At 68.4% G+C, this 24,945-nt stretch carries 14 protein-coding genes and 1 pseudogene; 7 read left to right on the forward strand and 8 right to left on the reverse strand.

Annotated elements, in window-relative coordinates; genetic code table 11:
• The first annotated feature begins 20 nt into the window (after positions 1-20).
• Genes ACIQPR_RS28855 through ACIQPR_RS28865 form a run of 3 tightly spaced genes read left to right on the forward strand, consistent with a single transcriptional unit; the run spans position 21 to position 8,292 of the window.
• Complete coding sequence (locus ACIQPR_RS28855; protein WP_403654139.1) at positions 21-2,984, forward strand: DEAD/DEAH box helicase; 2,964 nt, start codon at positions 21-23, stop codon at positions 2,982-2,984.
• Positions 2,984-7,114, forward strand: coding sequence for an Eco57I restriction-modification methylase domain-containing protein (locus ACIQPR_RS28860; RefSeq protein ID WP_403654142.1), 4,131 nt, complete (start codon positions 2,984-2,986; stop codon positions 7,112-7,114). Before ACIQPR_RS28855 ends, ACIQPR_RS28860 begins: the two co-directional genes overlap by 1 nt.
• Before the next feature lie 32 nt (positions 7,115-7,146).
• Entirely contained in the window at positions 7,147-8,292 is a 1,146-nt protein-coding gene (locus ACIQPR_RS28865; RefSeq protein ID WP_403654145.1) for an EcsC family protein, read from the forward strand.
• Positions 8,293-8,344: 52 nt separating this feature from the next.
• Here ACIQPR_RS28865 and ACIQPR_RS28870 read toward each other — a convergent pair whose 3' ends face one another.
• Positions 8,345-8,530 (reverse strand): DUF397 domain-containing protein, encoded by a 186-nt coding sequence (locus ACIQPR_RS28870; RefSeq protein ID WP_403654148.1) that lies wholly within the window; start codon positions 8,528-8,530, stop codon positions 8,345-8,347.
• Positions 8,527-9,380 (reverse strand): annotated as a pseudogene (locus ACIQPR_RS28875) (helix-turn-helix domain-containing protein). The gene ACIQPR_RS28870 and the pseudogene ACIQPR_RS28875 overlap by 4 nt, the downstream one beginning before the upstream one ends.
• A 275-nt stretch (positions 9,381-9,655) precedes the next feature.
• Between ACIQPR_RS28875 and ACIQPR_RS28880 the strand changes: the two are divergent.
• The gene (locus ACIQPR_RS28880) at positions 9,656-9,976 is read left to right on the forward strand and encodes an ATP-binding protein (protein WP_403654151.1); all 321 of its coding nucleotides are present in this window, start codon (positions 9,656-9,658) and stop codon (positions 9,974-9,976) included.
• A gap of 140 nt (positions 9,977-10,116) precedes the next feature.
• Positions 10,117-11,409, forward strand: a complete 1,293-nt coding sequence (locus ACIQPR_RS28885; RefSeq protein WP_403654154.1) for a PIN-like domain-containing protein — start codon at positions 10,117-10,119, stop codon at positions 11,407-11,409.
• Here ACIQPR_RS28885 and ACIQPR_RS28890 read toward each other — a convergent pair.
• Positions 11,378-12,970 carry a hypothetical protein gene (locus ACIQPR_RS28890; protein WP_403654157.1) on the reverse strand — a complete coding sequence of 531 codons (1,593 nt, stop codon included), beginning with the start codon at positions 12,968-12,970 and terminating at the stop codon, positions 11,378-11,380. The two genes, ACIQPR_RS28885 and ACIQPR_RS28890, sit on opposite strands and share 32 nt — an antisense overlap.
• Positions 12,963-14,708, reverse strand: a complete 1,746-nt coding sequence (locus tag ACIQPR_RS28895; protein WP_403654160.1) for an NACHT domain-containing protein — start codon at positions 14,706-14,708, stop codon at positions 12,963-12,965. Before ACIQPR_RS28895 ends, ACIQPR_RS28890 begins: the two co-directional genes overlap by 8 nt.
• A gap of 205 nt (positions 14,709-14,913) precedes the next feature.
• Here ACIQPR_RS28895 and ACIQPR_RS28900 point away from each other — a divergent pair, with 205 nt between their 5' ends.
• Entirely contained in the window at positions 14,914-16,167 is a 1,254-nt protein-coding gene (locus ACIQPR_RS28900; RefSeq protein ID WP_403654162.1) for a hypothetical protein, read from the forward strand.
• On the opposite strand, the gene ACIQPR_RS28905 is transcribed toward ACIQPR_RS28900, so the two are convergent.
• A complete protein-coding gene (locus ACIQPR_RS28905) occupies positions 16,151-20,113 on the reverse strand; it encodes an NACHT domain-containing protein (RefSeq protein ID WP_403654165.1) in 3,963 nt (1,320 codons plus the stop codon). The genes ACIQPR_RS28900 and ACIQPR_RS28905 overlap by 17 nt on opposite strands.
• Before the next feature lie 248 nt (positions 20,114-20,361).
• Here ACIQPR_RS28905 and ACIQPR_RS28910 point away from each other — a divergent pair, with 248 nt between their 5' ends.
• On the forward strand, positions 20,362-22,365 hold the full coding sequence (locus tag ACIQPR_RS28910; protein ID WP_403654820.1) for a tetratricopeptide repeat protein: 2,004 nt from the start codon (positions 20,362-20,364) through the stop codon (positions 22,363-22,365).
• A 39-nt stretch (positions 22,366-22,404) separates the two neighbouring features.
• On the opposite strand, the gene ACIQPR_RS28915 is transcribed toward ACIQPR_RS28910, so the two are convergent.
• The 3 genes from ACIQPR_RS28915 to ACIQPR_RS28925 form a co-directional block, all read right to left on the reverse strand.
• Positions 22,405-22,707: a hypothetical protein gene (locus ACIQPR_RS28915; RefSeq protein WP_403654168.1), complete on the reverse strand. Its 303-nt coding sequence runs from the start codon at positions 22,705-22,707 to the stop codon at positions 22,405-22,407.
• A 462-nt stretch (positions 22,708-23,169) separates the two neighbouring features.
• Positions 23,170-23,715, reverse strand: coding sequence for a hypothetical protein (locus ACIQPR_RS28920; protein ID WP_403654171.1), 546 nt, complete (start codon positions 23,713-23,715; stop codon positions 23,170-23,172).
• Positions 23,712-24,893 (reverse strand): helix-turn-helix domain-containing protein, encoded by a 1,182-nt coding sequence (locus ACIQPR_RS28925; protein WP_403654174.1) that lies wholly within the window; start codon positions 24,891-24,893, stop codon positions 23,712-23,714. The genes ACIQPR_RS28920 and ACIQPR_RS28925 overlap by 4 nt, the downstream gene beginning before the upstream one ends.
• Between the last annotated feature and the right edge of the window lie 52 nt (positions 24,894-24,945).

A 24,945-nucleotide genomic window follows, 5' to 3' on the forward strand; every position in this document is an offset into this window, starting at 1 on the left:
TCCACAGGATTGACACCCACATGTCCCAAGAATTCTCCACCGGTTCCCTGGTGAAGGCCCGAGGCCGCGAATGGGTGGTGCTCCCGCAGAGCAAGCCCGACCTGCTGGTGCTGCGCCCGCTGGGCGGCTCGGACGACGACATCGCCGCCGTGTTCCCGGCCTTCGAAACCGTGGACCAGGCAAGGTTCGACCCGCCGCTCCCCAGCGACCTCGGCAACCAGCTCGCGGCCGGTCTCCTGCGCACGGCCCTGCGCGTCGGCTTCCGCTCCGGGGCGGGCCCGTTCCGCTCGCTGGCGGGCATCGCGGTGGACCCGCGCGCCTACCAGCTCGTACCACTCCTGATGGCCCTGCGGCAGAAGACCGTCCGCCTGCTGATCTCGGACGACGTCGGCATCGGCAAGACGATCGAGGCGGGCCTCATCGCGAGCGAGTTGCTGGCGCAGGGCGAGGCGACCGGCCTGGCGGTCCTGTGCTCCCCCGCGCTCGCCGAGCAGTGGCAGCAGGAGCTGCGCGCCAAGTTCGGCATCGACGCGGAACTGGTGCTCTCCTCGACGGTCTCACGCCTCGAACGGGGCCTGGACCTGGGCCAGTCCCTCTTCGACAAGTACCCGCACGTGATCATCTCGACGGACTTCATCAAGTCCCCCCGTCACCGGGACGACTTCGTACGGCACTGCCCCGACCTGGTGATCGTGGACGAGGCGCACACATGTGTGGCCGCCGACGACACGTCGTCGCACTCCCAGAACCAGCTCCGGTACGAGCTGTTGCGCCGCGTCGCCGAGGACGCCACCCGGCATCTGGTGCTGGTGACGGCGACCCCGCACAGCGGCAAGGAGTCCGCGTTCCGCAATCTGCTGGGCCTGGTCAAGCCCGAACTCGCCTCGGTGAGCCTGGAGTCGGAGTCCGGCAGGCGACAGCTGGCCCAGCACTTCGTGGCGCGCAAGCGGGCGGACGTCCGCCAGTACCTCACCAAGGAGGACGGTCTCAGCGACGACTCCCTCGCGGAGCGAACGGCGTTCCCCTCGGACCGGTACTTCAAGGACGAGACGTACAAGCTGTCGCCCGAGTACCGTGCCCTGCTCGACGACGCCATCGCGTACGCGAGCGAGCGCGTCGAGGAGGCGGGCGGCCAGGGCAGGCGCGAGGCGCGGATCGCCTGGTGGTCGGCGATCGCCCTCCTCCGATCCCTGGTGTCGTCACCACGAGCCGCGGCCAAGACCCTGCGGACACGTTCGGCGGCGGCCGTCGCCGAGTCGGCGGAGGAGGCCGACAAGCTGGCCGCGCCGCTCACCAGCGACGCGGCCGACAACGACACCATGGAGGGCATGGACCTCGCGCCGGGCGCGGAGACCGACGAGCACGACCCCCGCTCCCGCCTCGGCGAACTAGCCGACCGTGCGGCGAAGTTGGAAGGCCCGGCCAAGGACCTCAAGCTCAAGGCGCTCATCAAACACCTCAAGGCGCTGCTGGCGGACGGCCACAACCCGATCGTCTTCTGCCGCTACATCCCGACCGCCGAATACCTCGCCGCCCAGTTGGAAAACGACAAGGAGAGCGGCAGGCGCGGCCCCCTCGGCACGAAGACGGTCGTCAAGGCGGTCACCGGCACGCTCTCCCCGCAGCAGCGCATCGAACGCATCGAGGCGCTCGCCGCGGAGGCGGGCGACGACGCCGCCGCGCGCCGCGTCCTCATCGCCACGGACTGCCTGTCCGAAGGCGTCAACCTCCAACACCACTTCGACGCCGTCGTCCACTACGACCTGGCGTGGAACCCGACCCGCCACGACCAGCGCGAAGGCCGCGTCGACCGGTACGGCCAGCGCCGGGACCAGGTCCGCGTCATCACGATCTACGGCGACGACAACGGCATCGACGGCAAGGTCCTCGAAGTCCTGATCAAGAAGCACCGCCAGATCAAGAAGGACCTCGGCATCTCCGTCTCCATCCCCGACGAACTGTCGACCGGCGTCACCGACGCGATCGTCGAGTGGCTGCTGCTGCGCGGCCGTGAGGGCCAGCAGGACACTCTGTTCGGCTCCGAGGCCCTGGACACGGCGACGAACAAGGTGGAGAGCGACTGGAACTCGGCGGCCGAGCGCGAGAAGAAGTCGCGTTCGCTGTTCGCGCAGCGCTCGATCCACCCGGAGGAGGTGGCCCGCGAAGTCACCTCGATCCGGGAGGCGTTGGGCGGTACGGGCGAGATCACGACGTTCGTAAGGGAGTCCCTGGAGGCGCTGGGCGCGGTACTGCGCGGCGACGGGGAGGAATTCACCGCGCAGGTGGGCGGCACACCCATCGGCCTCCAGGACGCGCTGGCGCCGGCCATAGGCGCGGAGGTGATCGACAACGACCGCCCGATCCCGTTCCGTACGGATCCGGCGGTGACCCGTGGTGAGGCGGCGCTCGTCCGCACCGACCCGGTCGTGGGTGCGCTCGCGGCCCACGTCCTGAACGCGGCTCTGGACAAGGACGCACCGGGTGCCCGGCCGGCCCGCCGCTGCGGTGTGGTCACGACGGACGCCGTCGCCACCATGACGACCCTGCTCCTGGTCCGCTACCGCTTCCACCTGACGCTGCCCTCCCGCAACGGCGACCGGCAGATCGTGGCGGAGGACGCCCGGCTGCTGGCCTACGAGGGCTCCGCGAAGAACGCGGTGTGGCTGACGCCCGAGCGGGCGGCCGAGCTCCTCGACGCGACAGCGTCCGTGAGCACGGACCCCCACTTCGGCGAACGCACCATGACCCGCGTACTCAGCCAACTCCCCAACGTGAACGACCACTTGGCGGTGTACGGCGAGGAGCTGGCCACCGCGCTGGACGCCTCGCACCGACGCGTGCGGGCCGCCTCCGGCGAGATCGTCCGAGGTCTGTCCGTCACGGCCCAGAAGCCCGCCGACGTCCTCGGCGTGTACGTCTACCTGCCCACCACCGCCACGCCTGCCGCCCCTGCCGCCGCGACCGCACCGGGAGTGTCCGCCTGATGTCCGCCACCACCCGCCACCAGGTCTTCACCGCCGTCCACACGGTCGGCGGCCTGCTGCCGGCCGACATGCTGGTGCGCATCTCCGAGGGCAGGGCCACCAAGGAACTCAAGGGCCTCACACCGGCGGACTACCGCATCCCGGGTACCCGTTCGGTACGCGACCAGGCGGAACGCCAGTGGGACGACCTGAAGTCCCTCTGGCGCGAACTGCGCGAGAAACTGCCCGCCGAGCCGGAGGCGTCGGTCCGCCCCGACAGCACGGGGTACGCCCAGGCCAACTGGGTGGAGCCGCTGTTCGAGGCGCTCGGCTTCGGGCATCTCTCGGCGGTGGGTGAGGAGGGCATCAAGGCGGACGACGGCACGAAGACGTTCGCGGTGAGCCACCGCCGCGACAACACCCTCGTGCACGTGGTGCCGTGGAACGCCTCCCTCGACAAGCGTCAGAGCGCGGGTGTGCCTGCTCCGCAGTCGCTGCTGCAGGAGGCCCTGAACCGCACGGACGCCCACCTATGGGCCCTGCTCACCAACGGCCGCCAGTTGCGCCTTCTCCGCGACTCCAACGCCCTCGCGACCACCTCGTACGTCGAGTTCGACCTAGAGGCGATCTTCGACGGCGAGCTGTTCAGCGAGTTCGTGGTCCTGTTCCGGCTACTGCACGCCTCCCGTTTCGAGAGCCCGCAGGGCGGCTCCCAGTGGACCTGCTGGCTCGAGGTCTGGCGGGACACGGCGGTCCGTCTGGGCGTGCGTTTCCTCGACGACATAAGCGATGGCGTGAGCCAGGCCATCCGGGAGTTCGGCACCGGCTTCCTGAAGCATCCGGCCAATGGGGTACTGCGGGACAACTTCGACCGCGACAAGTACCACGCGGCCCTGCTGCGCCTTGTGTACCGCCTGCTGTTCGTGTTCGTCGCGGAGGACCGTAACGCGCTCCACCCGCCGGAGGCGGACCCGGACGCGCGCAAGCGGTACGCCGACTACTTCGCGACGTCCCGGCTGCGCGAGCAGTCCCGTCGCCGCCGGGGTACGTCGCACTCGGACCGCTGGCAGGCGCTGCAGCTGGTGCTGCGGGCGCTGGGAGAGGAGACGGGCCGCCCGGAGCTGGGCCTGTCGGGGCTCGGCGGCCTCTTCGACCAGACGGCGGCGGACGCGCCGTTGGAGGGCTTGTCGCTGTCCAACGAGCATCTACTGGCGGGCGTGAAGCATCTCGCCATCGTCCGTGACACGGAGGCTAAACGCTGGCGGACCGTGGACTACCGCACGCTCGACGCGGAGGAACTGGGCGCGATCTACGAGTCCCTGTTGGACCTCGTCCCCCAGGCCGGCGCGGACCGCACCTTCAGTCTGGTGCCCCGCGCGGGCAACGAGCGCAAGAAGACCGGCTCGTACTACACGCCGAGCTCGCTGGTGGAGGTGCTGCTGGATTCCACCCTCGATCCGGTCATCCAGGCGGCGCAGGAGCGGGGCGAGAAGAAGGCTGCGGACCTCAAGCAGTCGGAGGTGGACGCGCGGGAGACCATCGTCGCCGAGTTGCTGTCCCTGACGGTCTGCGACCCGGCGTGCGGCTCCGGACACTTCCTCGTCGCCGCCGCGCGTCGTATCGCGAAGCGGGTGGCGGCGGTGCGGCACCGGACGCCGGAGCCGACGCCGGAGAGTGTGCGGCACGCGTTGCATGACGTCATCGAGCGGTGCGTGTACGGCGTCGACCTGAACCCGATGGCCGTCGAGCTGGCGAAGGTCTCACTGTGGATGGAGGCGCTGGAACCCGGGAAGGCGCTGGGCTTCCTCGACTCGCACGTAAAGCTCGGCAACGGGCTGATCGGGGCTACGCCCGCGCTGCTGCGGGGTGGGATTCCGGATGAGGCGTTCAAGGTGGTGGAGGGGGACGAGAAGGCGGTCGCGACCGCGTGGCTCAAGCGCAACAAGGAAGAACACCAGGGGATCGTCACGCTGGATGCCGAACTGGAGGAGTCAGTGAGCGTCACGAACACGACGTTCGGCTCCGAGTTGCGCAACCTGGTGGAGCAGTCTCCGACGGACGAACTCGGCCAGGTCCGGAAACTCGCTGAGCGGTACCACGCGTGGGAGAAGTCGCGGGCGTACACGGATGCCCTGAAGATCGCCGACGCGTGGTGCGCCGCGTTCATGTGGGAGAAGACGGAGGATGCGCCGCCGCCGGTGACTCAGCGGGTCTTTTTGTCACTTCAGTCGGCCGAGGGGGCGGGGGCTCTGGAGGAGACGCACCGAGAGATCGAGCGGCTGAGTGGGGAGTACCGGTTCTTCCACTGGCATCTGGAGTTTCCGGATGTCTTCAGCGTGCCGGAGGATCTGTCTACGGCGGAGGTTGATCCGGTTACTGGGTGGGCAGGGGGATTCGACTGCGTGTTGGGGAATCCGCCGTGGGACAAGGTCGATTTCAAGGACCAGGAGTATTTCAGCGTCGTTGATCCGTCGCTAGCCGAGCTGTCTGGCCAGAAACGCCGGGCAGCAATTGAGGAGTGGGTGCATGACAATGAGCAAGAGGGTGCACGCTACCACTCAGCACGACGGCGGGTGAAGTCTTCGTTCCACTTCCTTGGCGCATCCGGCGCATACCCGCAGATCCGAAAAGGGCTGGCCGTCAAAGGGGTCAACTCACTCCAGACCGATCAGCTCTTCACGGAGCGGTTCGTTTCCATCACTGGATCCGAGGGACGATCCGGCACTGTCGTGCCGACCCAGATCGCCACGGGTGCGGGCGCCCAGTTCCTGTTTCAGGACCTGTCGAGCCGAGGCGCGGTTAAGCACCTGTACGACTTCGAGAACGGCAAACGGGAGAAGTTGTTTCCGGCAGTTGACTCTCGATATTCGTTCTCGCTGGTCTCGCTCACAGGTCGGGACCTGACAGAAGCTGCCGCATGCTTCGCTTTCTTTCTTGGCCATCCCGATGAATTGGCCGACGGTAAAGCCGTATTCGCTTTGTCACCCGAGGAGATCGTCCTCATCAACCCGAACACCGGAACGCTGCCCGTGTTCCGCACTCGGAAGGATGCCGACCTCACCGCGACCATTCAGCGCCGTGTGCCAGTACTGGCGAACGACCAACGTACGGATGGCAACCCGTGGCGCATTTCCTTCAAACAGTTTATCAACTTGACTGACGACTCAGACCTCTTCCGTGAGCGTCCTCAACTGGAGTCAGAGGGCTGGCACCTGGAAGGCAATGTCTTCGTGAGGGAGAGCGAGCGAATGCTCCCGCTGTATGACGCGAAGATGGCTCACCTATTCGACCATCGATGGAACAGCTACTACGGTCTGGGCAACGACGACTACGAACGGGTGTCCGTTGAGGTCAAGAAAGATCCGCATATCCTAGTACAGCCACGGCAGTGGATCCAGGATGCCGGATTGATTTCCACAACCCGCAATGGCAAGTTGGTGGAGATCGCCGGTATCGATCAGCGCCTCAAAGACCTGGGATGGAACCGCAACTGGCTACTCGGCTGGCGCCGGGTAGCCCGCGCCACCGATGAACGGACAGCCATCCCCGCCTTCCTTTCCCGCGTGGGGGTCGGTAACACATTCCCTTTGATGTTCCCCAAAGTATCCGCCGAACTGTGCGCAGCCCTCGTGTCCGCCCAAAGCTGTCTGGTCTTCGACTACGTCGCACGCCAGAAGGTCTCAGGCATCGATGCCGGCTTGAGAACATGGAAGCAGCTCCCCGTCCCCCACCCCGACGACTTGTTCCCCCACACCACCTTCCTCACCCCTCGCACCCTCGAACTCATCTACTCCGCCTGGGACATGGAGCCCCTGGCCATCGACCTAGGCGACGAAGACGCCCCCTTCGTCTGGAACGAAGACCGCCGCGCCCAACTCCGCGCCGAACTGGACGCCTACTTCTTCCACCTCTACGGCGTCTCCCGCGAGGACACCGACTACATCCTGGAGTCCTTCCAGACAGAGAACGGCGGTCTCAAGAACAACGAGATCTCCAAGTACGGCGAGTACCGCACCAAGCGCCTGGTCCTCACGGAATACGACCGCATGGCCACCGCCGGGCTCACCCTGGAGACCCCGCTCATCGAAGGTGAGAACTACACCTCCCCCCTCACCCCACCCCCCGGCCACGGCCCGCGCCACCCCGCCTGACAGTTCGCCCGGAGACAGGAGCGCCACGAAGCATGAGCGACCCGGAGTACCCGCAGCAGCCCAGCCCACTTCCCTCGGAGTACGAACTCGCGGCATGGCAGGCCATCCAGCAGTTCAAGGGCCGCCCACTGTCACGAGCGATGAGGAACGCCGGGGAGCAAGTCGCCAACGGCGTCGTGGGAGTCGGCAAACGCGCCGCGAAGCAACTGGAGAACCACCCACGGGCGAAGTCGGCGCTGTCGCGTGGGCACGGATTCGTCGTCAAGGGTGCGAGCAAGGTCGGTGCCGGGGCGCGTACGGCCGCTGTCGCCCTCCCGGACTGGAGCGGCACCGCAGTTCAGTCCCTACGGCAGACACTGGGGCGGGCTTCGCGAGCGGGTCTCTCCCCCAAGCGCGTCGTAGCGCTCCACAAGAAGCGCGGGCACGACGTCGAATCGCTGCTCGACCTGCGCCGCCTCGACCTCGAACAGGTCGAGGCGGTCCGCGGACGGGCGGCAAGCTGGTACTTCCCGGCCGTCGCAGCGCTCTCCGGAGCGGGTGCGGGACTTGTGATCTCTGGCGGAGAGCTCGTCATCGCCGCCTCCGCCGGCGCCGCAGCGGCCCCTTCGGGAGGAGCGATCACCGGTGCCTTCGTCGCCGATACCGCAGTGGTCCTCGGACTCGCATCCCGTGCCGTCGGCCAGGTCTCGCTGTTCTACGGCTACGACCCCGAGGGGCCTGCCGAGAAGCTCTTCGTGATGTCCGTGGTCAACGTCGGGACGGCAAGTTCCGCCACCGCCAAGAACGCCGCGATGGCTGACATCTCGCGCCTCACTCAAGCGCTCTTCCGTGGCAAGGCGTGGGACGTCCTGAACGAGACGGTTGTCGCCAAGGTCTCCTCGCAGTTCGCGAAGGCGTTCAGCTTCCGCCTCACCAAGAAGGGGCTCGGCAAGGCCGTACCCGCTGTCGGAATCGTCGTCGGAGGCACCCTCAACTGGACCACACTGGAGGGGATCGTCGACGCCGCCGAGATGGCGTACCGGCGGCGGTTCCTGCTGGAGAAGTACCCGCACCTCGCTGCCGAGGAGGCAGTTGGATCGTTTTCCGACATCGATCCGGACGGACCGGATGACGACTCCGACGAACCGATCAGCTTGCTCGACGAGATAGCCGAGGCGGGCGGACCCGATCTCCGCTGACCCGGTGTCCCGGCGGTTAACGTCATCACGCGACCGCCGGGACGAACGCGGCTCAGGCTCCTGCCGCGAACCCCACGAACCTCGACCACTCCTCACGCCCGACGGCGAAGTGAGGACGCGTCACATCCTTGGAGTCCCGCACGCAGATGGCCTGTTCGGCGACAGCGACCTCAACGCAGCTGTCGCCCTGGGTGCCGCTGTAGCTGGACTTGAACCAGGCGAGTTCCGTCGTCCTCATAGCTCTCCTCGGAGTCGCTCCAACAGGCCCCGCGAGTCTTGGGGGTTCAGGGCCTGCGAGCGCAGTGTGTCATAGCCCTGATAGAGGAGGCTCACCTCTTTCGGGTCGCTGATCAGACGGCCGTTCTGTTGCCCTTCCGAGTACGCGAGCCGCCTACACTCCGGAGTCTCAAGGAGCTGCACAGGGCCGTCCAGACAGGCGTGGAACTCCGCCTCCGGCGGCATGATCTGAAGCGTCACGTTGCGCGGGGCGGTCACTTCCAGCACGTGATCGAGCAGGCCCCGCGTGACCTCGGTCCCGCCAAGCCGACGCCGGAAGATGTGCTCCTCCACAATGAAGCTGAACAACGTGTTCGGCTTGTCGCGGAACAGCTTCTGCCGTTCCAGCCGAGCGACGACCTGATCCTCCAACTGCCCGTCCGACAAAGGCGGGATGCTGTTGCCGAACACCGCCCGCGCATACCCCTCCGACTGCAGCAGCCCCGGCACCAGCCGGCACTCGTACGTGCACAGACTCACCGCGATCTTCTCCAGCCGAGCCCAGCGCCGGAACCAGACGGCCAGCCCCCCCCACCACGTCAGGAACTTCGCCGACTTCCGCAGCACTCCCGTGTTCCCCGTCGCATCCTCTCCCCGTTCCACGAAGGAGTCGTCTGGCATCCGCCGCCCCAACTCCACCGACTCCACGGCGTGTTTGGAGTACCGGGCCTCTCCCCGAACTCAACCCTGCTGGGCCCCGCGTGCTCGCGCAGGGCCTGGACGACGGCCCCGAACGTCCGCAGACCGTCGGAAGGGTCGGGCTCCCGCTCCTCCTCGTACCCCGTCAGCTCATCGCTGCTCATGTCCGTCATGCGCGGCCACCTCCAGGTGCGTACGTGCGCTGCTCCCCGCGATCAACTCACCCAGAGTGACGGCCAGGCAGCCATACCGTCTACACACCGTCCTAATGTGGTGACGTACCGTACGGGCCGAACTCCTGGAACGCGCCCCTGCACGCCCGCCACGAACGCCCCCTACGCCCCAAATCCCTGTTATCGTACGCACTTTCGCCCAGCGGCTGTCCTCGACCCGGCGCGGCGCCCACCTCGCCCGGCTGCTCGCCTCCGAGCGGCTCCAGGCCTGGTAGGTGTCACCCGCCGTAGTCGAACGCGCTGAACAGATCGTCGCCGAACTCGCCACCAACGCGGCGCTGCACGGCCGCGTACAGGGCCGCGACTTCCAGATCTCCCTCACGCTCGACCCGACGACCGGCACCATCCGCGTCTCGGTCACCGACGCACGAGGGGAGCAACTCCCCGTCGTTCGAGCGGACTTCGCAACCCCGGCGGACAGCGAGTCGGGCCGCGGCCTCCTCCTGGTCAACGCCCTCGCCGACCGCTGGGGCACAGAGCCGTATCCGCCGAGCGGCAAGACCGTGTGGGCGGAGGTGGGTCCGCGATCACGATGAATCCCCTTCTCTCACAAGGAAGTTGAGGCGTCCTCCCTGTTCTTTCCCTCCACGCACCGCCGCCGCGATACGGTCCCGGCCAGGAGACCCGACGAGGCACAGAGCCTCATGGGCGCAGGCGCGGCACACCGGGGATACCAGTGGCAGGGGAAACAACGGCCGACGCGAAATCCCGCGGCCTCTTCGACGACTTCGGAGCCTTCCGGACCCCTACGGTCGAGGACTTCACCTCCGTACTGACCCATGGTCTGGTCGTCCCCGACGCCAACGTACTGCTGAACCTCTACCGGTACACCGAGCAGGCGCGCGGTGACCTGCTGCGCGCGCTCGGCGGGCTGGAGAACCGGCTGTGGGTGCCTCACCAGGCTCTCGTGGAGTTCTGGCGGAACCGCGAGGGCACTCTCAGCGACGCGCGGTCGTCCGGAACGCAGGCCGCCGCGGAGATGGCGAGCCACGCGGAGCAAGCGGTGCGGACACTGCGAACCTGGGCCAATCGCGTCGCCCTGCCCGAGGACGAGACCGACGGTCTCCGCACCCGCCTGAACGAGGTCTTCCACGGCGTACAGGAAATGATCGTCAAGGTCGGTGAGGGTGAGTGGCAGAACATCACCCAGGACACGAGCACCGATCCGGTCATCGCGAAGCTGGAGCCGGCGCTCGCCGGTCGAGTCGGCGCTCCGCTGAGCCAGGAGGACTACGACAAGGCGATCGTGGAGGGAATGCGTCGCGTCGACAAGAGTCTGCCTCCCGGCTACATGGACAGGACGAAGGACGGGGTGGGGGCAGCCGCCGACTATCTCGTCTGGGAGCAGATCCTCCGGGAGGCTGCCCAACGTCAGTGCGATGTCCTGTTCGTGACGGCGGACGGCAAAGAGGACTGGTGGCGCAAGGAGCAGGGTTTCAACCGGGGTCCCCGGCCTGAGCTGACCGAGGAGCTGCGGACCCGTGGCGGTGGTCGGCTCTTCATGCTCACGCCCAATCGGTTTCTGGAAGTCGCCGCGTCGGCTCTCGAATTCAGCCTCCAGGAGGGGTCCGTCGAGGACATCGAACGGATCGAACGGATCGGCACCGACGAGGCGACACACGGTGGCTGGACGACCGGCGCGCTCCAGGAGCTTTTCGACCGGCTGACCTACGAGGGCTACGGGGACCGCGTCGCCGTGATCAAGTACGCCGCCGAGATGGACAGCGTCGCGGACTCCGCGAGCATCTACGACATCTGCAAGTACCCCGCGGACCGCTCCCTCAGGGGTTTCACCAAACCGGTCACCCGCCTCGCCGGGCAGCTCCGGGACCTCAAGAAGGTCCCGGAGTCGGCCGTCTATGTCATGAAGGCCAAGTACGACGCGGGCCCGGGTCCCGCGTCCGGCTTCTCCGTCCACCCGCTCCTGGTACCCCTGATCAACAGCCTCCCGGACGAGGACAAGCAATAGCACCCCGTGATCGGACCGCATCGGTTCTCCAGGAACAGGAACGGTCCCGCCAGACGTCATCCGACGGTGCCGGGCGATCGGGGGCCTTCTGGGTGGATGACGGCGTGGGTAGCAGCAGGAGAATTCGCTCGGTGGCGGCGGTGATCCGGGGGCGTAGGCGGAGCCGTTCGGTGTCGTCGCACTGGCTCAGCAGTTGGTACAGGACGGCAGACCACACCCGCACTGCTTCCGGGCGCGGGGTGGAGAGTTGCTCCAACAGACGAAGGAGGAGTTCTGCCCGTCGTCCCGGCGCGAGGTCGTACAGGACGATCGCCACGCCGGTGAGCGGGTGCGGGTGCAGACCCGCGTGGCGGCTGCCGGCGACGAACACGTCCTCCCTGCCGGGCGCCGCACGCAGCAGACCGAGGGCAAGGGTGTGCAGTCTCCCCGCAGCGTCGTGGTCGAGGGCATCGAGGGCCGCGCTGACGAAGGCCGGGCCTCGAATGTCGCAGAGAGCCGTCACCGTGTCGAGGCCGCGTCGGCCCTCCAGTGCTTCACGGACGAGCGTGTCGACGGCGTGGGCGATCCGCTCACCCGCTGCGCCGTCGGCCGGCGCGGACAACAACTCCGGATGCTGCCTGAGCATCTCCAGCACCAGACGGTGGCCGGGACCGCTGCCCGAGAGCCGGGTCAGAAAAGCGTCGACGCCTTCCGTGACCGGCAGAAGCACCGGTTCCTCCAGCAGACCGTCGGCCGTGGCACGCCGGTCGAGAAACGCCTGGGTCGTCGGCGAGTGGGCCGCCCTCACCTGCACCATGGTGCGCGCGACAACTCGTACCGAGGCGATCGGGTCGGCGAGAGCAGCCCGCAGCAGGCACTCGTCGGTCTCGTCGTCGGGCTCGAATCCGGCTCGCATCCCCAGCGCTCGCAAGGCGACGGACCGGACCGCGGGGTCGTGGTGGCCGGCGAACTCCGGGCCCACCAGGATGTCTTTCGCAAGGCGATGGCCGGTCCAGGCCAGGACCGTGGCGCGATCAGGGTCAGCCGGACCACGTCGGTAGTTCTCCGCCAGCAAGGAGACGTCCTGCTCGGTCAGTCCCTTCAGGACGCCCGCGTCCACGGACCGTACGGGAAGGTCCCGGACGAGGACACGCTCGCGGATCGCATCTGTCGCACGGGCCGGATCCACCTCGTGCAGTGCTCTGGCGGCGCCTTCCATATCCCGCTCCGTACGCACCACCTGGTCCAGCCGTGCCAGCCCTGGCTCCCCGCAGAGCGCCAGCGCGGCCCAGACGTCCCGCGCGGGCTGCCCCGCCGCGATCATGCGCTCCAGCATGCGTACGAGGCGCGGCAACCTGGACGGGGGGCCGGTTCGCAGCAGCCGGGCCACGTCCTGCGGCGGGCTGAGCCCAGCGGCGCCCAGCCTGATGGTCCGCGCGACCAGAACCTCGTACTCGGCGGCGGAGTAGGGCACCTGATTCGGCGCCTCGGCGAGGAGCCCGGTGTACCAGCCGAGACCGTCCGCCGAACTGGCCGCGAGCGCGCGCAGCCGGCGGGTCACACGTCCCGGCGGGTCAGCCATGGTCCTCACCCGGCTCGGGACCCGACTCCAGTTCCATGGCGAACACGATGGTCTCGGACCACTCGGGCCGCAGCAAGGCATCGGAGAGCCACTGATCCAGCTCGGCGCCAGGCAGTTGGAGCAACCGGAAGGCGACAAGGTACTGGTGTACGACCGGGTGTACCCACACCACCAGCGGACCGCTCACCCACGGACCGGTCGCCGGGGCCGCCCCGAAGGCGCCGAGGTAGAGCAGAACGCCGTGGACCCTGACGAGCGCGTCCGTGCGGCTCCTGCCCGAGGGAAGCGGCAGACCGCCGTCCGAGAGACAGCGGTCGCATTCCTCCACCGACACCGCGTCACGCCATCGGTTCCCCGTCGTGGCCATGACCCAGGCCAGTTGCTCAAGCGCCTTGCGGACGGAGATCTGGCGCGCCGGATCCTGACGGGTCGCGTCACCGTGCGGCGCGCGGTCGCCCTGCTTCCAGCCCAGTTCCACGAACCGCTGGACCACCTGCTCGAAGAGCGCCGCCCGGCTGTCGCCGACCTCCTCACGCTCCGCCACCCAGGCGCAGAACGCGGCGATGAGCGGCACCCGGACGTACTCCCGCAGGGGCGAGTCCGCGGTGAGCAGCCGAGTGAGCCGTTCCTCGGGAAAAGGAAGGTCCTTGAGGGCGAACCACCGGTGCCACAGATGAATCACCTGTGGCTGCCGCAGCGCGCCCAGCAACAGATAGCGCGGCGCGACGCGCTCCGCGTGGTCCGGGGCACCACCCGAGCCGCGTAAGAAGGGGCAGACGAAGCCGACGCTGCGCGAGGTCAGGACCACATTCAGCACCGTGTCCACCCGGACACTTCTGCCGATCCAGCCGAGGGCCTGGTCCAGACACTCGCGTCCGTTGTCGTCGAACACCTCGTCGTAGGCGTCAAGAAGCAGATGCACACCGGCGCCCGAGCCCTCGGACAAGCGGTCGGCCAGCAGCATCCGTACTCCGCGAGTCCGCCGCTCCGAGTGCCCTCGTACCACCAGCATGGCGGCGTCCAGCAGGGCCTCCGCCGGGGCGGAGCCGGCGCGCCACTCCTCGCCCAGATCGGCGCAGTGCAGCCAGAGCGGGATCTCGACATCGCACGGTGGCGCGCCCGCCTCAAGGGCGGCGAGTCCCCGTTCGCACAGCAGACGCGCGTGCCGCCGCAGCGACCAGGTCTTGCCGTACCCGGCGTCGCCGAGAACCACGGCCAGCCGAATCGAGCCCAGTGAGGAAGCCCAGTCCGTCTCGCCTTCCACCACACCGCGCCGGTACGAATGGACCTGTCCGTTCAGGGCGGTGTCGGCGTTGATCTCGTGGAACACACGGACCTTGCGGTCCTCGAACGCCGCATCGATGCCGCCGGGCGGATGCCAGGGCAGGGCACTGCCCAGCGCCTCGTGGAGTGCGCGCAGATAGTCGGCGATCTCGGCCGTCAGCGGGGAATTCAAGTGGTCCGCCCGGTCCCGGGCCCGTTCGAAGCTCCTTCTCACGCTACGTGCGCCGTCCAGGATGCTCACGGCGTCGTCCAGAGCCTCCCGGAGGGCGGTCAGTGCGGCGGGCCTGCCATCGCCGACCAGAAACGCGTCGAGGGCGACGCAGATCTCCAGGCCGGGTGCCTGCCACGGGTTCTTGTCCGAATCCGTGGTCAGCGCGCGGATGGCCGAGGAACTCACGCCGACCTTCGAGGCCACCTCCGCGGACGTGCCCAGATCGTTGAGATGAGCGCGCACGGCGAAACAGGCGTCCTTCAAATCCGCCGTACACGTTGTCAATTGGTGTTCCGCCTGTTCCACGGCTTCGTGCGGGCTCCGATCGATTGCGGTGTTCACGTCCTCGGGCCGATCTCGTGGCGTCACACGGTCCATGGTGCCAGGGCGAGGGACGATGTCCGTTCTGTCCGGCAGAACAGCTTGGAACGCGGGATGGACTTCTCCCGTGGCGCAAGCACAGACCCAGGGCCCCGTGCCCCATGACGACGATCTGCCGTACGAACGTACGCGGCAGACCGTCCTGGCGCGCGACGCCCGGCGGGAGATGCTGCCGTATCGGCGGAGCGTGCTGTTCGTCGTGCACACGGTGACCGGGGCGACCCGTCTGTGGACGGTCGCCGAACTGCTGGGCCGGGACAACGACGACATCCAACTGGTCTTCACCCAGGCACCCGACGACCATGGCGACGGCGTGGAAGAGTTCCTCAAGGAGCGTGGCATGAAGCGCGTTTCCTGGGAGCAAGCCGTAGCCGTCAGTGAGCGCTACGACCTGGCCATCGCCGCGAGCCTCGGCCATCTGCACGTACTACGGTCCCAGGTGGTTCTCATGCCACACGGCGCGGGACACCACAAACTGGTCCGTCGGACGAACGGCGACAGGGTGCCGACCGCCCGTCAGGTGTACGGGTACGACGCCCAACGGCTTCTACACAACGGGGAGGTGACACCCAGGACCATGGTGCTGTCACACGACGAGCAGAAAGAACTGCTGGCTGCCTCCTGCCCCGAGGCCCTGGACAGCGCCCAGGTGATCGGCGATCCCTGCTACGACCAGCTGGCGGAAGCGATGCTCCGTCGCGACGAATACCGACGGGACCTCGAAGTGCCCGACAACAGCGGGCTGGTGGTGGTGACGTCGACCTGGGGACAGGACTCGTTGCTGTGGCGCCGTCCCGAACTGTTCCGTCGGTTGGTGGACGAACTGCCTGCGGACAGGTACCGGGTCATGGCCGTGCTCCACCCCAACGAGTGGGCCAGGCATGGTGAGTTCCAGCTGCGTTCGCGGTTCGCCGGTGCCGAGGAGAAGGGCCTGAGGCTGATCCCGCCGGACCGCGGCTGGCAGGCCGCCGTCACCGCCGCCGACTGGGTGATCGGTGATCAACAGGGCTCGGTGACCCTGTACGCCACGGTCACGCGAGCCACAGTGCTGCTGGGGGTCCTCGCTCCGCACGAAGTGGCCCCGGGGGCGCCGCCGGAGCGGCTGCCCGACATCGCGCCGCTGATCCAGGACGGCCTCTCCCTGGAACGGCAACTGCTGGCGGCGACCGCGCGGCGCCGTGGATACGAGGCGGTGACGGCCCGCATCACTTCGTGCCCCGGCGAGTTCGCCACGAGGTTCCGTCGTCTCGTGTACGACCGTCTGTGCCTGCCCGAACCCTCGTCCCCGCCCCGGCTGCCGCGGCTCACCCTGCCGTGGTGAGACGCCCCGTGCCGCCGGGGTTGTCGTCGCGACTGCCCGAGCCTCGTGCTCCGGGTCCACCCAGAACCCACGAGAGATCCTGATCGGTGCCGGAACGCTCCCTCAGCCGCATGTGGTGGGTGATGACCCCCTTGACCGCTGCCGAGACACACGGATCGGCGAGCAAGGCCCGGAAGTCGGGCAACACCGTCTCGTACGTGTTGCGAGCCGCCGCTTTCACCAACAGCTTCGCGTACTTGTCCGACAGGACGGCACCGTCACCTTCCGCGGTACCCCGGAGGTTCCTCCAGATCAGCTCGTTGGCCGGTGCCGATTTCCGCAGGAAGAGGGCGTCCATCGCCGGATGGAGCCCGTTGGCCAGGGTGCTTTCGGACTTGGACGCGGCGGCGGCGAGGTCCCGTCGGGCGGTCGTACGCGCGATCCGCAGCAGGTACTCCGCCGCGCTCACCGCACCGTGCCGCTCCGCGAGGCGTTTCACCAACCGGCCCAGTCTGCTGACCACTCCCATCGTCGTGGGCGGGACGACGGCGAGTTCCAGGGCCAGTTCGAGCGTCTCGTCGGTCAGTGGAGCGGCCTCGCAGAGCGCGCCGAGCAGGCTGCCGCGCGCCGCGGCCTGCGTACTGCTGGAGACGGTGTACACGCCCCCGGAGGTGACGAGAGGCAGTAGAAAGTCATAAGCCTCCCGGTACTGGTCGGGGGCCCGGACGGCGGCGCTGCCGACAAGGCGGATCACCGTCTCCCGTGTCTTCCGGTCGCTCAGTGCACGGTAGTGATCCGTGAGAACGCCGACTTCCGGCGCCGGCAGGATGGTGGCCGTGACCAGCGCGTCCCACAGCGCGATGGCTTCGCGCAGGCCGGTTCCGTCGCTGAACCGACCGGTGATCAGCTTCTTGAGTTCGGCGTTGCGCGCACGCAGCAGCGACCTGACGGCGGCGTGACCGGCTGTGGGCATCGGGGGCCAGGCACGATCGGCGTGTCCCGTCACAAGCGCCCTCAGTTGTGTGGTGTCGGCGTCCTGGACCGCGAGGTCGACGAGCAGAGCCATGCGGGGCCCGTCGGCGAGCTGTCCGCGGAAGACCTTGTGCAGCAGCGCGTGGCGGACGAGGAGGCGGGCGGAGGGCAACGCCGACGCGAGCCGGTCGACGTTCAGCCGGTTGGCCGCGGGTTCGTGCCCGCCGAGCGCTGCGGCCACCAGCAGCGCGGCGAGTCCGTCCTCACGCAGCCACAGATCCCGTCCAGGCCGCGCGGTCAGCGGCCGCACACAGGTGCGGACCAACGGCATGGGCACGTTCGGGGCTGAGAGCATGTTGCGCGCGACAACCGCCCACCGCTGTTTCGGGGAGTCCGGATCATTGCCTCGCGCGGGCAGGCCACGGAGTTGGTCGGTGAGCAGGGGGAGCAGCGCCGTGCGTGCCGCGCACTCCGTGGTCAGCAGAGGAGCCAGAGCGCGCTGAACGGTGAAGGGGGCGGCAGCTCCGGAGAGCCGGAACAGTCTCCGCAGCGTCGGCACCACCGCCCAGTGGCCGTGCTCCAGCCCGCACAAAATCTGAGCGACGGCGATGAGTTCCGCATTGGCCCGTGTGTCCTGGTCTTCCTTCTCCAGACCGGCGGCGACCGAGTCGAGAAGGCGGTACCAGGCGGCGCTTCGGCCGTCGGCCGTGCCGAGACCGGGTTCCGGGCCGGGCAGCCGCTGGTTCAGGGTCCATTCGGCCGCCAGTACCTCGGCCAGCCCGCTCCGCAGCCGGAAGGCGTCCTTGAGGTGCGGACGCCTGGTGCTTCCCTTCGCGTCCCCGCTGTCCCCTGGCTCCTTGGTGGGCTGGGCGTCCTCAATGGTCCGCCGGATGGCCGACGCAAGCGACATCGACCCCAGGTCCGCCCAGTTCCGGGCGAACAACTGGAGAACCAAGATGGCGAGTTCGTGTCTGTGACGGCGCTTTCCGCGGGCTCGGGTGCCGGCGGGCGGTACCGCGCTGGTCAACACCTGCATGAGGTGGTGGCGGACAAGTTCGGGGTCGATCGTCGCGGTCAGGGTGATGACACGGCAGAGGACGTGCAGGTTCTCGTCGTGTTGTGGCAGCTCCCGGTCGTCCGGGAGGCATCCGAGGGCTTTCAGCGCCTGGTGGACGGCGCACAGGTTCTGGGCCGCCAGCCGTTCCAGGGCTTCCAGCACCACCGTGCGCAGCCCCGTCCGGTCCTTCGTCCAGAGGGCTCGCAGGAAGGGCAGGAGGGCGTCCACGTCCGCGTCCTGAACGGCCGGGGCGAGGACGGCATAGCGGCGGGCGGTGCCTTCGGGCACCTGGTCGAGCAGCGGGAGCACAGGCTTCCCGAGCCCGGGGTGGCGTGCCGCGACGGCGATCGCGACATTGTGCAGTGCCATGCCGCCCGCCGGAGCGGCGAGCCTTTCCAGCGTGCCGCGCACCGCCTCCTGGTACGAGGGCTGCGCAGCGGCCTGCAGCAGCAGTTGTTCCAGGACCGCGCCGACGTAGAAGTCCCGCGGATGCTGCTCGACCCACTCGGCCAGCTCGGACAGCGCACCGTCACCGGAGCGGTCCAACAGCCCGTGAGCCGCGGCGAACTCGAACATCGTCTGGTGGAAGAACCGATAGGACTCGGAGCCGTCACGGTCGCTCCTGAGCAGGAGCACTCCCCGGTACACCAGCTCGTCGAGAGCCGCATTGAGGTCGGCGTCCCAGGTCCAGTCGCGCTTGCCTGATGTCCCGTGTGCCGGTGCGAGCCGACGCGACAGTTCGGCACGGTCGAGTTCCGTGCCGCCCGCGGACATGATCGCCACGGCGACGTCCCCCGTGACCGCCGCCAGGTCCCGGTTGTGCCAGGGCCGGTCGGCACCGCCGCGGCGGTCGGTCCGGACACGATGGCGCCAGTACCGACCGTACAGACCGGTGACGTCGATCTCGGCTCCGGGAAACGCGCCGTCATCGCCGGCCAGTTCGAACAGCAGCCGAAGGTGCAACGGATTCCTGCACACCTCACGGATCGGCAGGCCCCTGGCCTCCGGCTCGGTCAGGATCCGCAACCTGGTCGTCTCGTCGTGCGGGACCGCGTCAGGGCAGTAGGCACGGCCGTGTTTGCGGACTGCCTCGGCCATCTCCGTGTCGTCGTAAGGCCCGAGGTGACAGCGTGTGAAGGCTTCGTCGAGCAGCCGGGCCTCCTCCGGACGGGACGTGACCACCAGTCGTACTTCCGCGGTGGTGAGCCTGTCGCACAGATCCACCAGCACGTTCGTGTGGTCGTCGCGCAGCAGCAGGTCTGCCGTGTCGAGCAGGACCACCGGCTGCCTGTCGTGGTTCAGTGCCTCCCTAGCACCCCTGATGAGCGTGTCGGCGGACAGCAGCGGATCGGCGGACGCCGACGTCCGTGACGCGGGCCGGATCAGCCAGGCCGCGTCCACGAGGAAGACCTCGGTGCTCGGCCAGCCGGTGAGCTCCCGCCGGATGCCCCAGAGCAGGCTGCTCTTTCCATGACCGGCTTCTCCGGTCACGAGCAGGGGCTTGGGATGAGTGGCCTCCCGCAACCGGAGCACGATCTGGGTCTGGATGCTGCGCTCGACGAAGAGCCCCTGGCTGAGCAGTTCGGCCTCCGGGGCAGCCTGGCCCGAGGTGCGGGGAGAACCAGCGGCGGTGGCGTCGAGCAGGGCCCCGAAGTTCTTGGACCAGTACTTCAGAAGCTGGTACGCAACCTGACCCGCCGTTCCTTCCGGTGCCTCCGCCTGCGCCGCCTTCGCCACCGCCTTGGCCCGCGTCAGGTCCTCGTGCAGGCCGACAAGCCCGAACGAGTGACCCAGCGTCCGCTGCCCGTACTCATCGAACTTCTCGTACGAGGCACGGCCCAGTGGCGTCCATTTCTCAGCGCTGATGTTCAGCTTGCGCACGGTAGACGGGAGGTCGCGGGTGACACCAGCCTCCCGAAGTTCCTGATAGGCACTCAAACCGGCTTCTCTGAGGCGCTGTTCGGCGTCGTACTGCCCGTCGTCGTCCACATCGCATCCTGGTGTTGCTGACAGTTCCGCCGAGCATACGTACCGTGGGGATCCGGCACGGCCATCCGGGAGGACAGCACGTGGAACCGACTTCGAACACGCTCTCGGGGATCGTCGTCGGGCCCAGCGTCCAGGCCGGTTCCATCGCCGGCGGCATCCACGTCCACCTGACCCCTCCGGCGAACGGCCTGGCAGTCGTGCCCCGCGAACTGCCCCTGCCACCCCCCTTCCTCGTCGGCAGGGAGAACGAACTCGCCGCGCTCACCCACCTGGTAGGGAAGCAGGCCGGCAGCCGTCTCGTGGTCGTGCTCAGCGGTCTGGGAGGAGTGGGCAAGAGCGCGCTGGCCCTGGCCTGGTTGCGCCGATTGTCGGACGGTTTCCCGGACGCCCACCTGTACGCCGACCTCAAGGGCCACGGCGCGGACGGGCCGGAGCAGCCGGAACGCATACTGGAGCAGTTCCTGAGGTCGCTGGGCGTACCGGCCGCCGCGATGCCCGGCGGCAGCGCGGATCAGCTGGCTCTGTACCGGTCGTTGACCGCGAACCGGCGCATGCTTGTCCTGCTGGACGACGCGACCGGATCGGCGGACGTCAAGGCATTGCTGCCGGCATCGACCGGTTCCGTGGTCGCCGTCACCAGCCGACGCGGCCTGCACGGTCTGATCGGTGAGGGGGCGGTCCACTTCGCCGTCCCGTCTCTTTCCGCCGATTCGGGTATCGCCCTGATCGAACGACTGGCCGGTCAGGAGCGAGTCCGTGCGGAGAGGGACTTCGCGACCCTCGTCGCGGCGTGGTGCGGGGGACTGCCGCTGGCGCTGTGTGTCGTCGGGGCCAGGCTGGCCCAGAGACCACAGCTGTCCCTGCGCACGCTGACCCGGGAAGTCCGGGACGAGGAAGATGGCTTGGGAGTGTTGACCGTGACCGACGGACCTTCGTTACAGAGCGTCTTCGACGCCAGCTACCGAGCCGTACCGGCCGATGCCATGCGGTTCTACCGGCTGGTCGCGTTGCACCCCGGGCCCGAGTTCTCCGCCGAGGCGGCCTCAGCTGTCACCGGAACGACGCTCAGGACGGCGAGGGGACTTCTGGACCAGCTGGTGGACGCGCATCTGGTGGAACACTGCGCGGCGGACCGGTACCGGCAGCACGCCCTGCTGCGGGTCCATGCCCGGAGCAGGGCGGAGGTTACGGACTCTGCGGCGGAGCGCACAGCGGCCGACGCACGGGTCGTCCACTGGTACCTGGCGACGGCGGACGCGGCCGACCGCGCGGTCATGCCGGACCGCTGGAGGCCTCGGCGCCCTGATCCGTTCGACGGTGGGACGGGGGTGCCGCCGCGTTCCTTCGCCGATTCCTCGACGGCCCTGGAATGGCTGGAGACGGAACGCGTCAACCTGGTTGCCGCGATCCGTCATTCGGCCCGTAGGCGACCGACGGCCGCATGGCACCTGGTGGACACGATGTGGGCGCTGTTCCTACGCCGTAAGCACTACTACGACTGGCTGGACTGCCATCGCGTCGGCCTTACCGCTGTGCGGGCGGCCGAAGACCGCCGCGGCGAGGTGCTGCTGCTCAACCACCTGGGGCTCGGCCTGACCGGGCTCGCCCGGTACGGCGAGGCGCTTGACGTCTTCCAGTCGTCCCTCGACATCGCTGTGGCACTGGGCGATCGTGCCGCGGAAGCGTCCGCACTCAACAGTGTCGGTCTTGCCCTGCAGGGGCTCGGCCGACATCGAGAGGCGGTCGCGCGTTTCACCGATGCCGCCTTGCTGCAGCGGGAGTCGGGGGAACGCAGGGGTGAGGCGCTGACCCGCGTCAATCTGGGCCGGGCCTTTCTCCGGGCCGGGCTGTTCGCCGATGCCGTGGGTCAACTGTCCTGGGCACACGATGAGTTGAAATCGCTGCCCGATCAGTACAACGCCGCACGGGCACTCGCCGCCCTGGGGCTGGCGCAGGTCCGTACGGGTGCCGAGGCGAACGGTCGACGCACGCTGCGGGAGGCATGGCAGGAACTGGGGGCGTGCGGTTCACGGTTCGAGCAGGCCGAAGTCCTTGAGTTCCTCGGCGACGCCGCGCGGGCGGCCGGGGAGGAGGACGAGGCTCGCCGGTCGTTCGAGGCGGCGCTGGCGACCTTCACCGAGCTCGGCAGCCCACGCGCCGAGGCGCTCACAGCAAGGCTCGACACGCATACGTCAGGTTGAGGGACACCGGGCGGAACCCGTCGGACGGACTCCCTGCCGTCAGTCCCGCGTCGGCGGGGTGGCAGGTGGCTCCTCGGGTGGGGGCGCTGCGGTGAAGGTCAGGCCGGAAAAGTCCCTGCCCTGCAGCACCGGCCCATGCTGGGTGCCGCCGCTGATGGTGTTGCGCACAGCTCCGTCACCGACGCTCACCAGCGTGGCCCGGGCGTACCACGCTTCCAGGGCGGTACGGAAGTCCGAGTCCAGGGCGCAGCGAACCGCGAGCGCCGTGCTCAGCGCGTGTGCCCGTTCCTGGTCGCCCGGTGACAACTCCAGCCCCGCCAACTCCGCTTCTCCGGAACTCACCGGCGAAGTCCGCCCACCCGCACCGCGCTGGAAAGGACGTCGTACGAGTGCGCTCAGCCCGGCCCATGTCTGCCTCCCCACTTCCCCGCCGGCACCACCGGCCAGCGCTGCCAGTAGTGCCACCGATATCGGATCCATGCCGCCATCACCCTCACATTCGGTGATCGCCCCCTCCGTCCGAGGTGACGACTTGAACGAGTACATGCTTCCCGCTCAGCAGCGCACGATGCGATCCATCACCACATCTCAATGCGCCGAGCGTGGCCGACGGATCGAGCCTGATGTCCGGCCTGACACCCCCGGTGTCAACGACCAGCCAATGACTCGCCTCGATGGTGGCACCTCGGCCTTCGAGACACTCGCCGCGGAGTACTTCGACTTCCTAGGCGGCGCTCGACACACCGTCGTCCAGCAGTTTCGCCCCGAACGCGTCGCACCGGCCAAGGATTTCCCGCCCCTACCTCAGCGCAGCAGTTCGTCCGCACTGCCCGGAACGCCTCGCAGGTGGCGCCCGGCCTGCCCCATCCCCAGGAGAAGGGCATGGCCCGCGTCCGCCAGGACCAGGCCCTCCACGACCGCCTCGCGCATGATGTCGACGGTGTTCTTGACCGTGATGCCCTTGCGGCGCGCGTAGTGGCCCGCTTCGCCGTCATCGGTGATCCACACCGAGCTGCCGAATCCACCGCGATGCTCGATGACCACCAGGGTCTCCGCCTCACCGAGGTGCTGCAGCGGCCGGGAGGAGGAACCTCCGAAGACGACACGGCGGATCCGGTCCACCAGGGCGGTCTCGGCGGGGTCGTCGATCTCGATGGGCTCGCCGAGCCATCCGCCGGCCGACACCTGGCCCAGTTCAGGCAGGTGCCGTCTCGACTGCTCCGCCTCGGCGGCGACCGCCTGCGTCCAGCGGCCACGGCCGTCGAGGACCTTCTCCAGCAGACTCAGGCGGTCGACGGAGGCGAAGTTGCACAGCACGGTGTTGTCGGGAAACCAGCAGTGGCGCGTCATGGCTGGTAGACCAGGTCCCCTTCGTCCACGTCGGTACCGCTCAACTCGCCTTCCTGCGGAGCCGGTTCAGGTTCGAGCGCCTCGCGAATCCGGTCGGCGTCCACACCCGTGTACGCGGCCAGCGGGCGCAGGGTGGTATCCCCGGCCAGGTAGGCCTCATACAGCAACTGAGCGGGACGGAAAGGCAGTCGGTTGGCCTGCGACCAGGTGGTGCGGGACTCGAAGAGGTCGCTCTGGCCGGTCAGCCAGTGGCAGTCCTGCGCCGTGAGCCCGCGCAGCCTGGCCCCCGTCTCCGGGGGAATGATCCCCAACTGCGTGAGCCGTGCCGCGAGAGCACTGGGCGACACCTGGAAGCGCACGACAAGCGAGGCGAGTTGCTCGTCCGTGACGTCCTTCTCGCGTACCACCGACTCGATTTCACCCCGGGGCATGAGGAGATTCGCGGCGAACACGTTGGCCCGCACCTCGGTCATATCCTTCTGGCGCCCCGGGGAGAGTTGGGTCTCCGTCAGCAGGTCCTGGGCATCCCTGGCCAGAATGTGCCCGAGCTCATGGGCGAGGGTGAATCGCTGACGGGTGGGCACCTTGGTTCGCGCGATCATGATGAGCCGGAATCCGTCCGCCTGCCAGGCGGCACCGTCGACTCCGTCCGGCAGGGGGATCTTCGCGACGTCGACGCCGAACGTGCGCTCCAGGGCCTGGAGGAGATCGGCGGTGTCCAAGCCGTCGATCGACGATGTGCCCTCGGCGGCGAGGCGAGCCAGGGCTTCGTCCGCGAGGGCAACCCCCTGGTCTGCGTATCGCTTGAGGTCCGGGCGGACGGAGGGCAGCTCCGGCAGTTCGGGAGCCAGGTCCAGGAGATCCAGCACCTCATGCGCCGTGACGAACCTTTCGACCAGGTCCTTGAGCCTGCCGCGGCCCTGGTCGTCGACCGTCGGCGCGCTGGTGCGGGCCGCGATGGTGGGGCGGAGCGGCTCCCGGCCGGTCAGCAGCCAGTCGACCGTGGTGTCGCCGAACTCCGCGATCCGGGCGAGATCGAGAGACGTGAACCTGCGGACACCGCTCAGGGACTTCGACAACTTGTCGGGAGCCAGCCCGATGCCCTCGGCGAACACAGCCTGGCTGATCGAGGCCTCGACCATCACTTTCCGTACGCGGTCCGTCACAGCATCACCCATAGGTTCACCATACGAGCGAGATGCGAAAATCGCAACACGGACAATTGACCCA

It is taken from the genome of Streptomyces sp. NPDC091280, assembly GCF_044768565.1.
Classification (GTDB): domain Bacteria; phylum Actinomycetota; class Actinomycetes; order Streptomycetales; family Streptomycetaceae; genus Streptomyces.

Excerpts from the sequence above, each read along its gene's own strand:
- ACIQPR_RS28855 (WP_403654139.1), top strand. The coding sequence starts at position 21 with ATGTCCCAAGAATTCTCCACCGGTTCCCTGGTGAAGGCCCGAGGCCGC.
- ACIQPR_RS28860 (WP_403654142.1), top strand. The coding sequence starts at position 2,984 with ATGTCCGCCACCACCCGCCACCAGGTCTTCACCGCCGTCCACACGGTC.
- ACIQPR_RS28865 (WP_403654145.1), top strand. The coding sequence starts at position 7,147 with ATGAGCGACCCGGAGTACCCGCAGCAGCCCAGCCCACTTCCCTCGGAG.
- ACIQPR_RS28870 (WP_403654148.1), bottom strand. The coding sequence starts at position 8,530 with ATGAGGACGACGGAACTCGCCTGGTTCAAGTCCAGCTACAGCGGCACC.
- ACIQPR_RS28890 (WP_403654157.1), bottom strand. The coding sequence starts at position 12,970 with ATGGCTGACCCGCCGGGACGTGTGACCCGCCGGCTGCGCGCGCTCGCG.
- ACIQPR_RS28920 (WP_403654171.1), bottom strand. The coding sequence starts at position 23,715 with ATGACGCGCCACTGCTGGTTTCCCGACAACACCGTGCTGTGCAACTTC.
- ACIQPR_RS28925 (WP_403654174.1), bottom strand. The coding sequence starts at position 24,893 with ATGGGTGATGCTGTGACGGACCGCGTACGGAAAGTGATGGTCGAGGCC.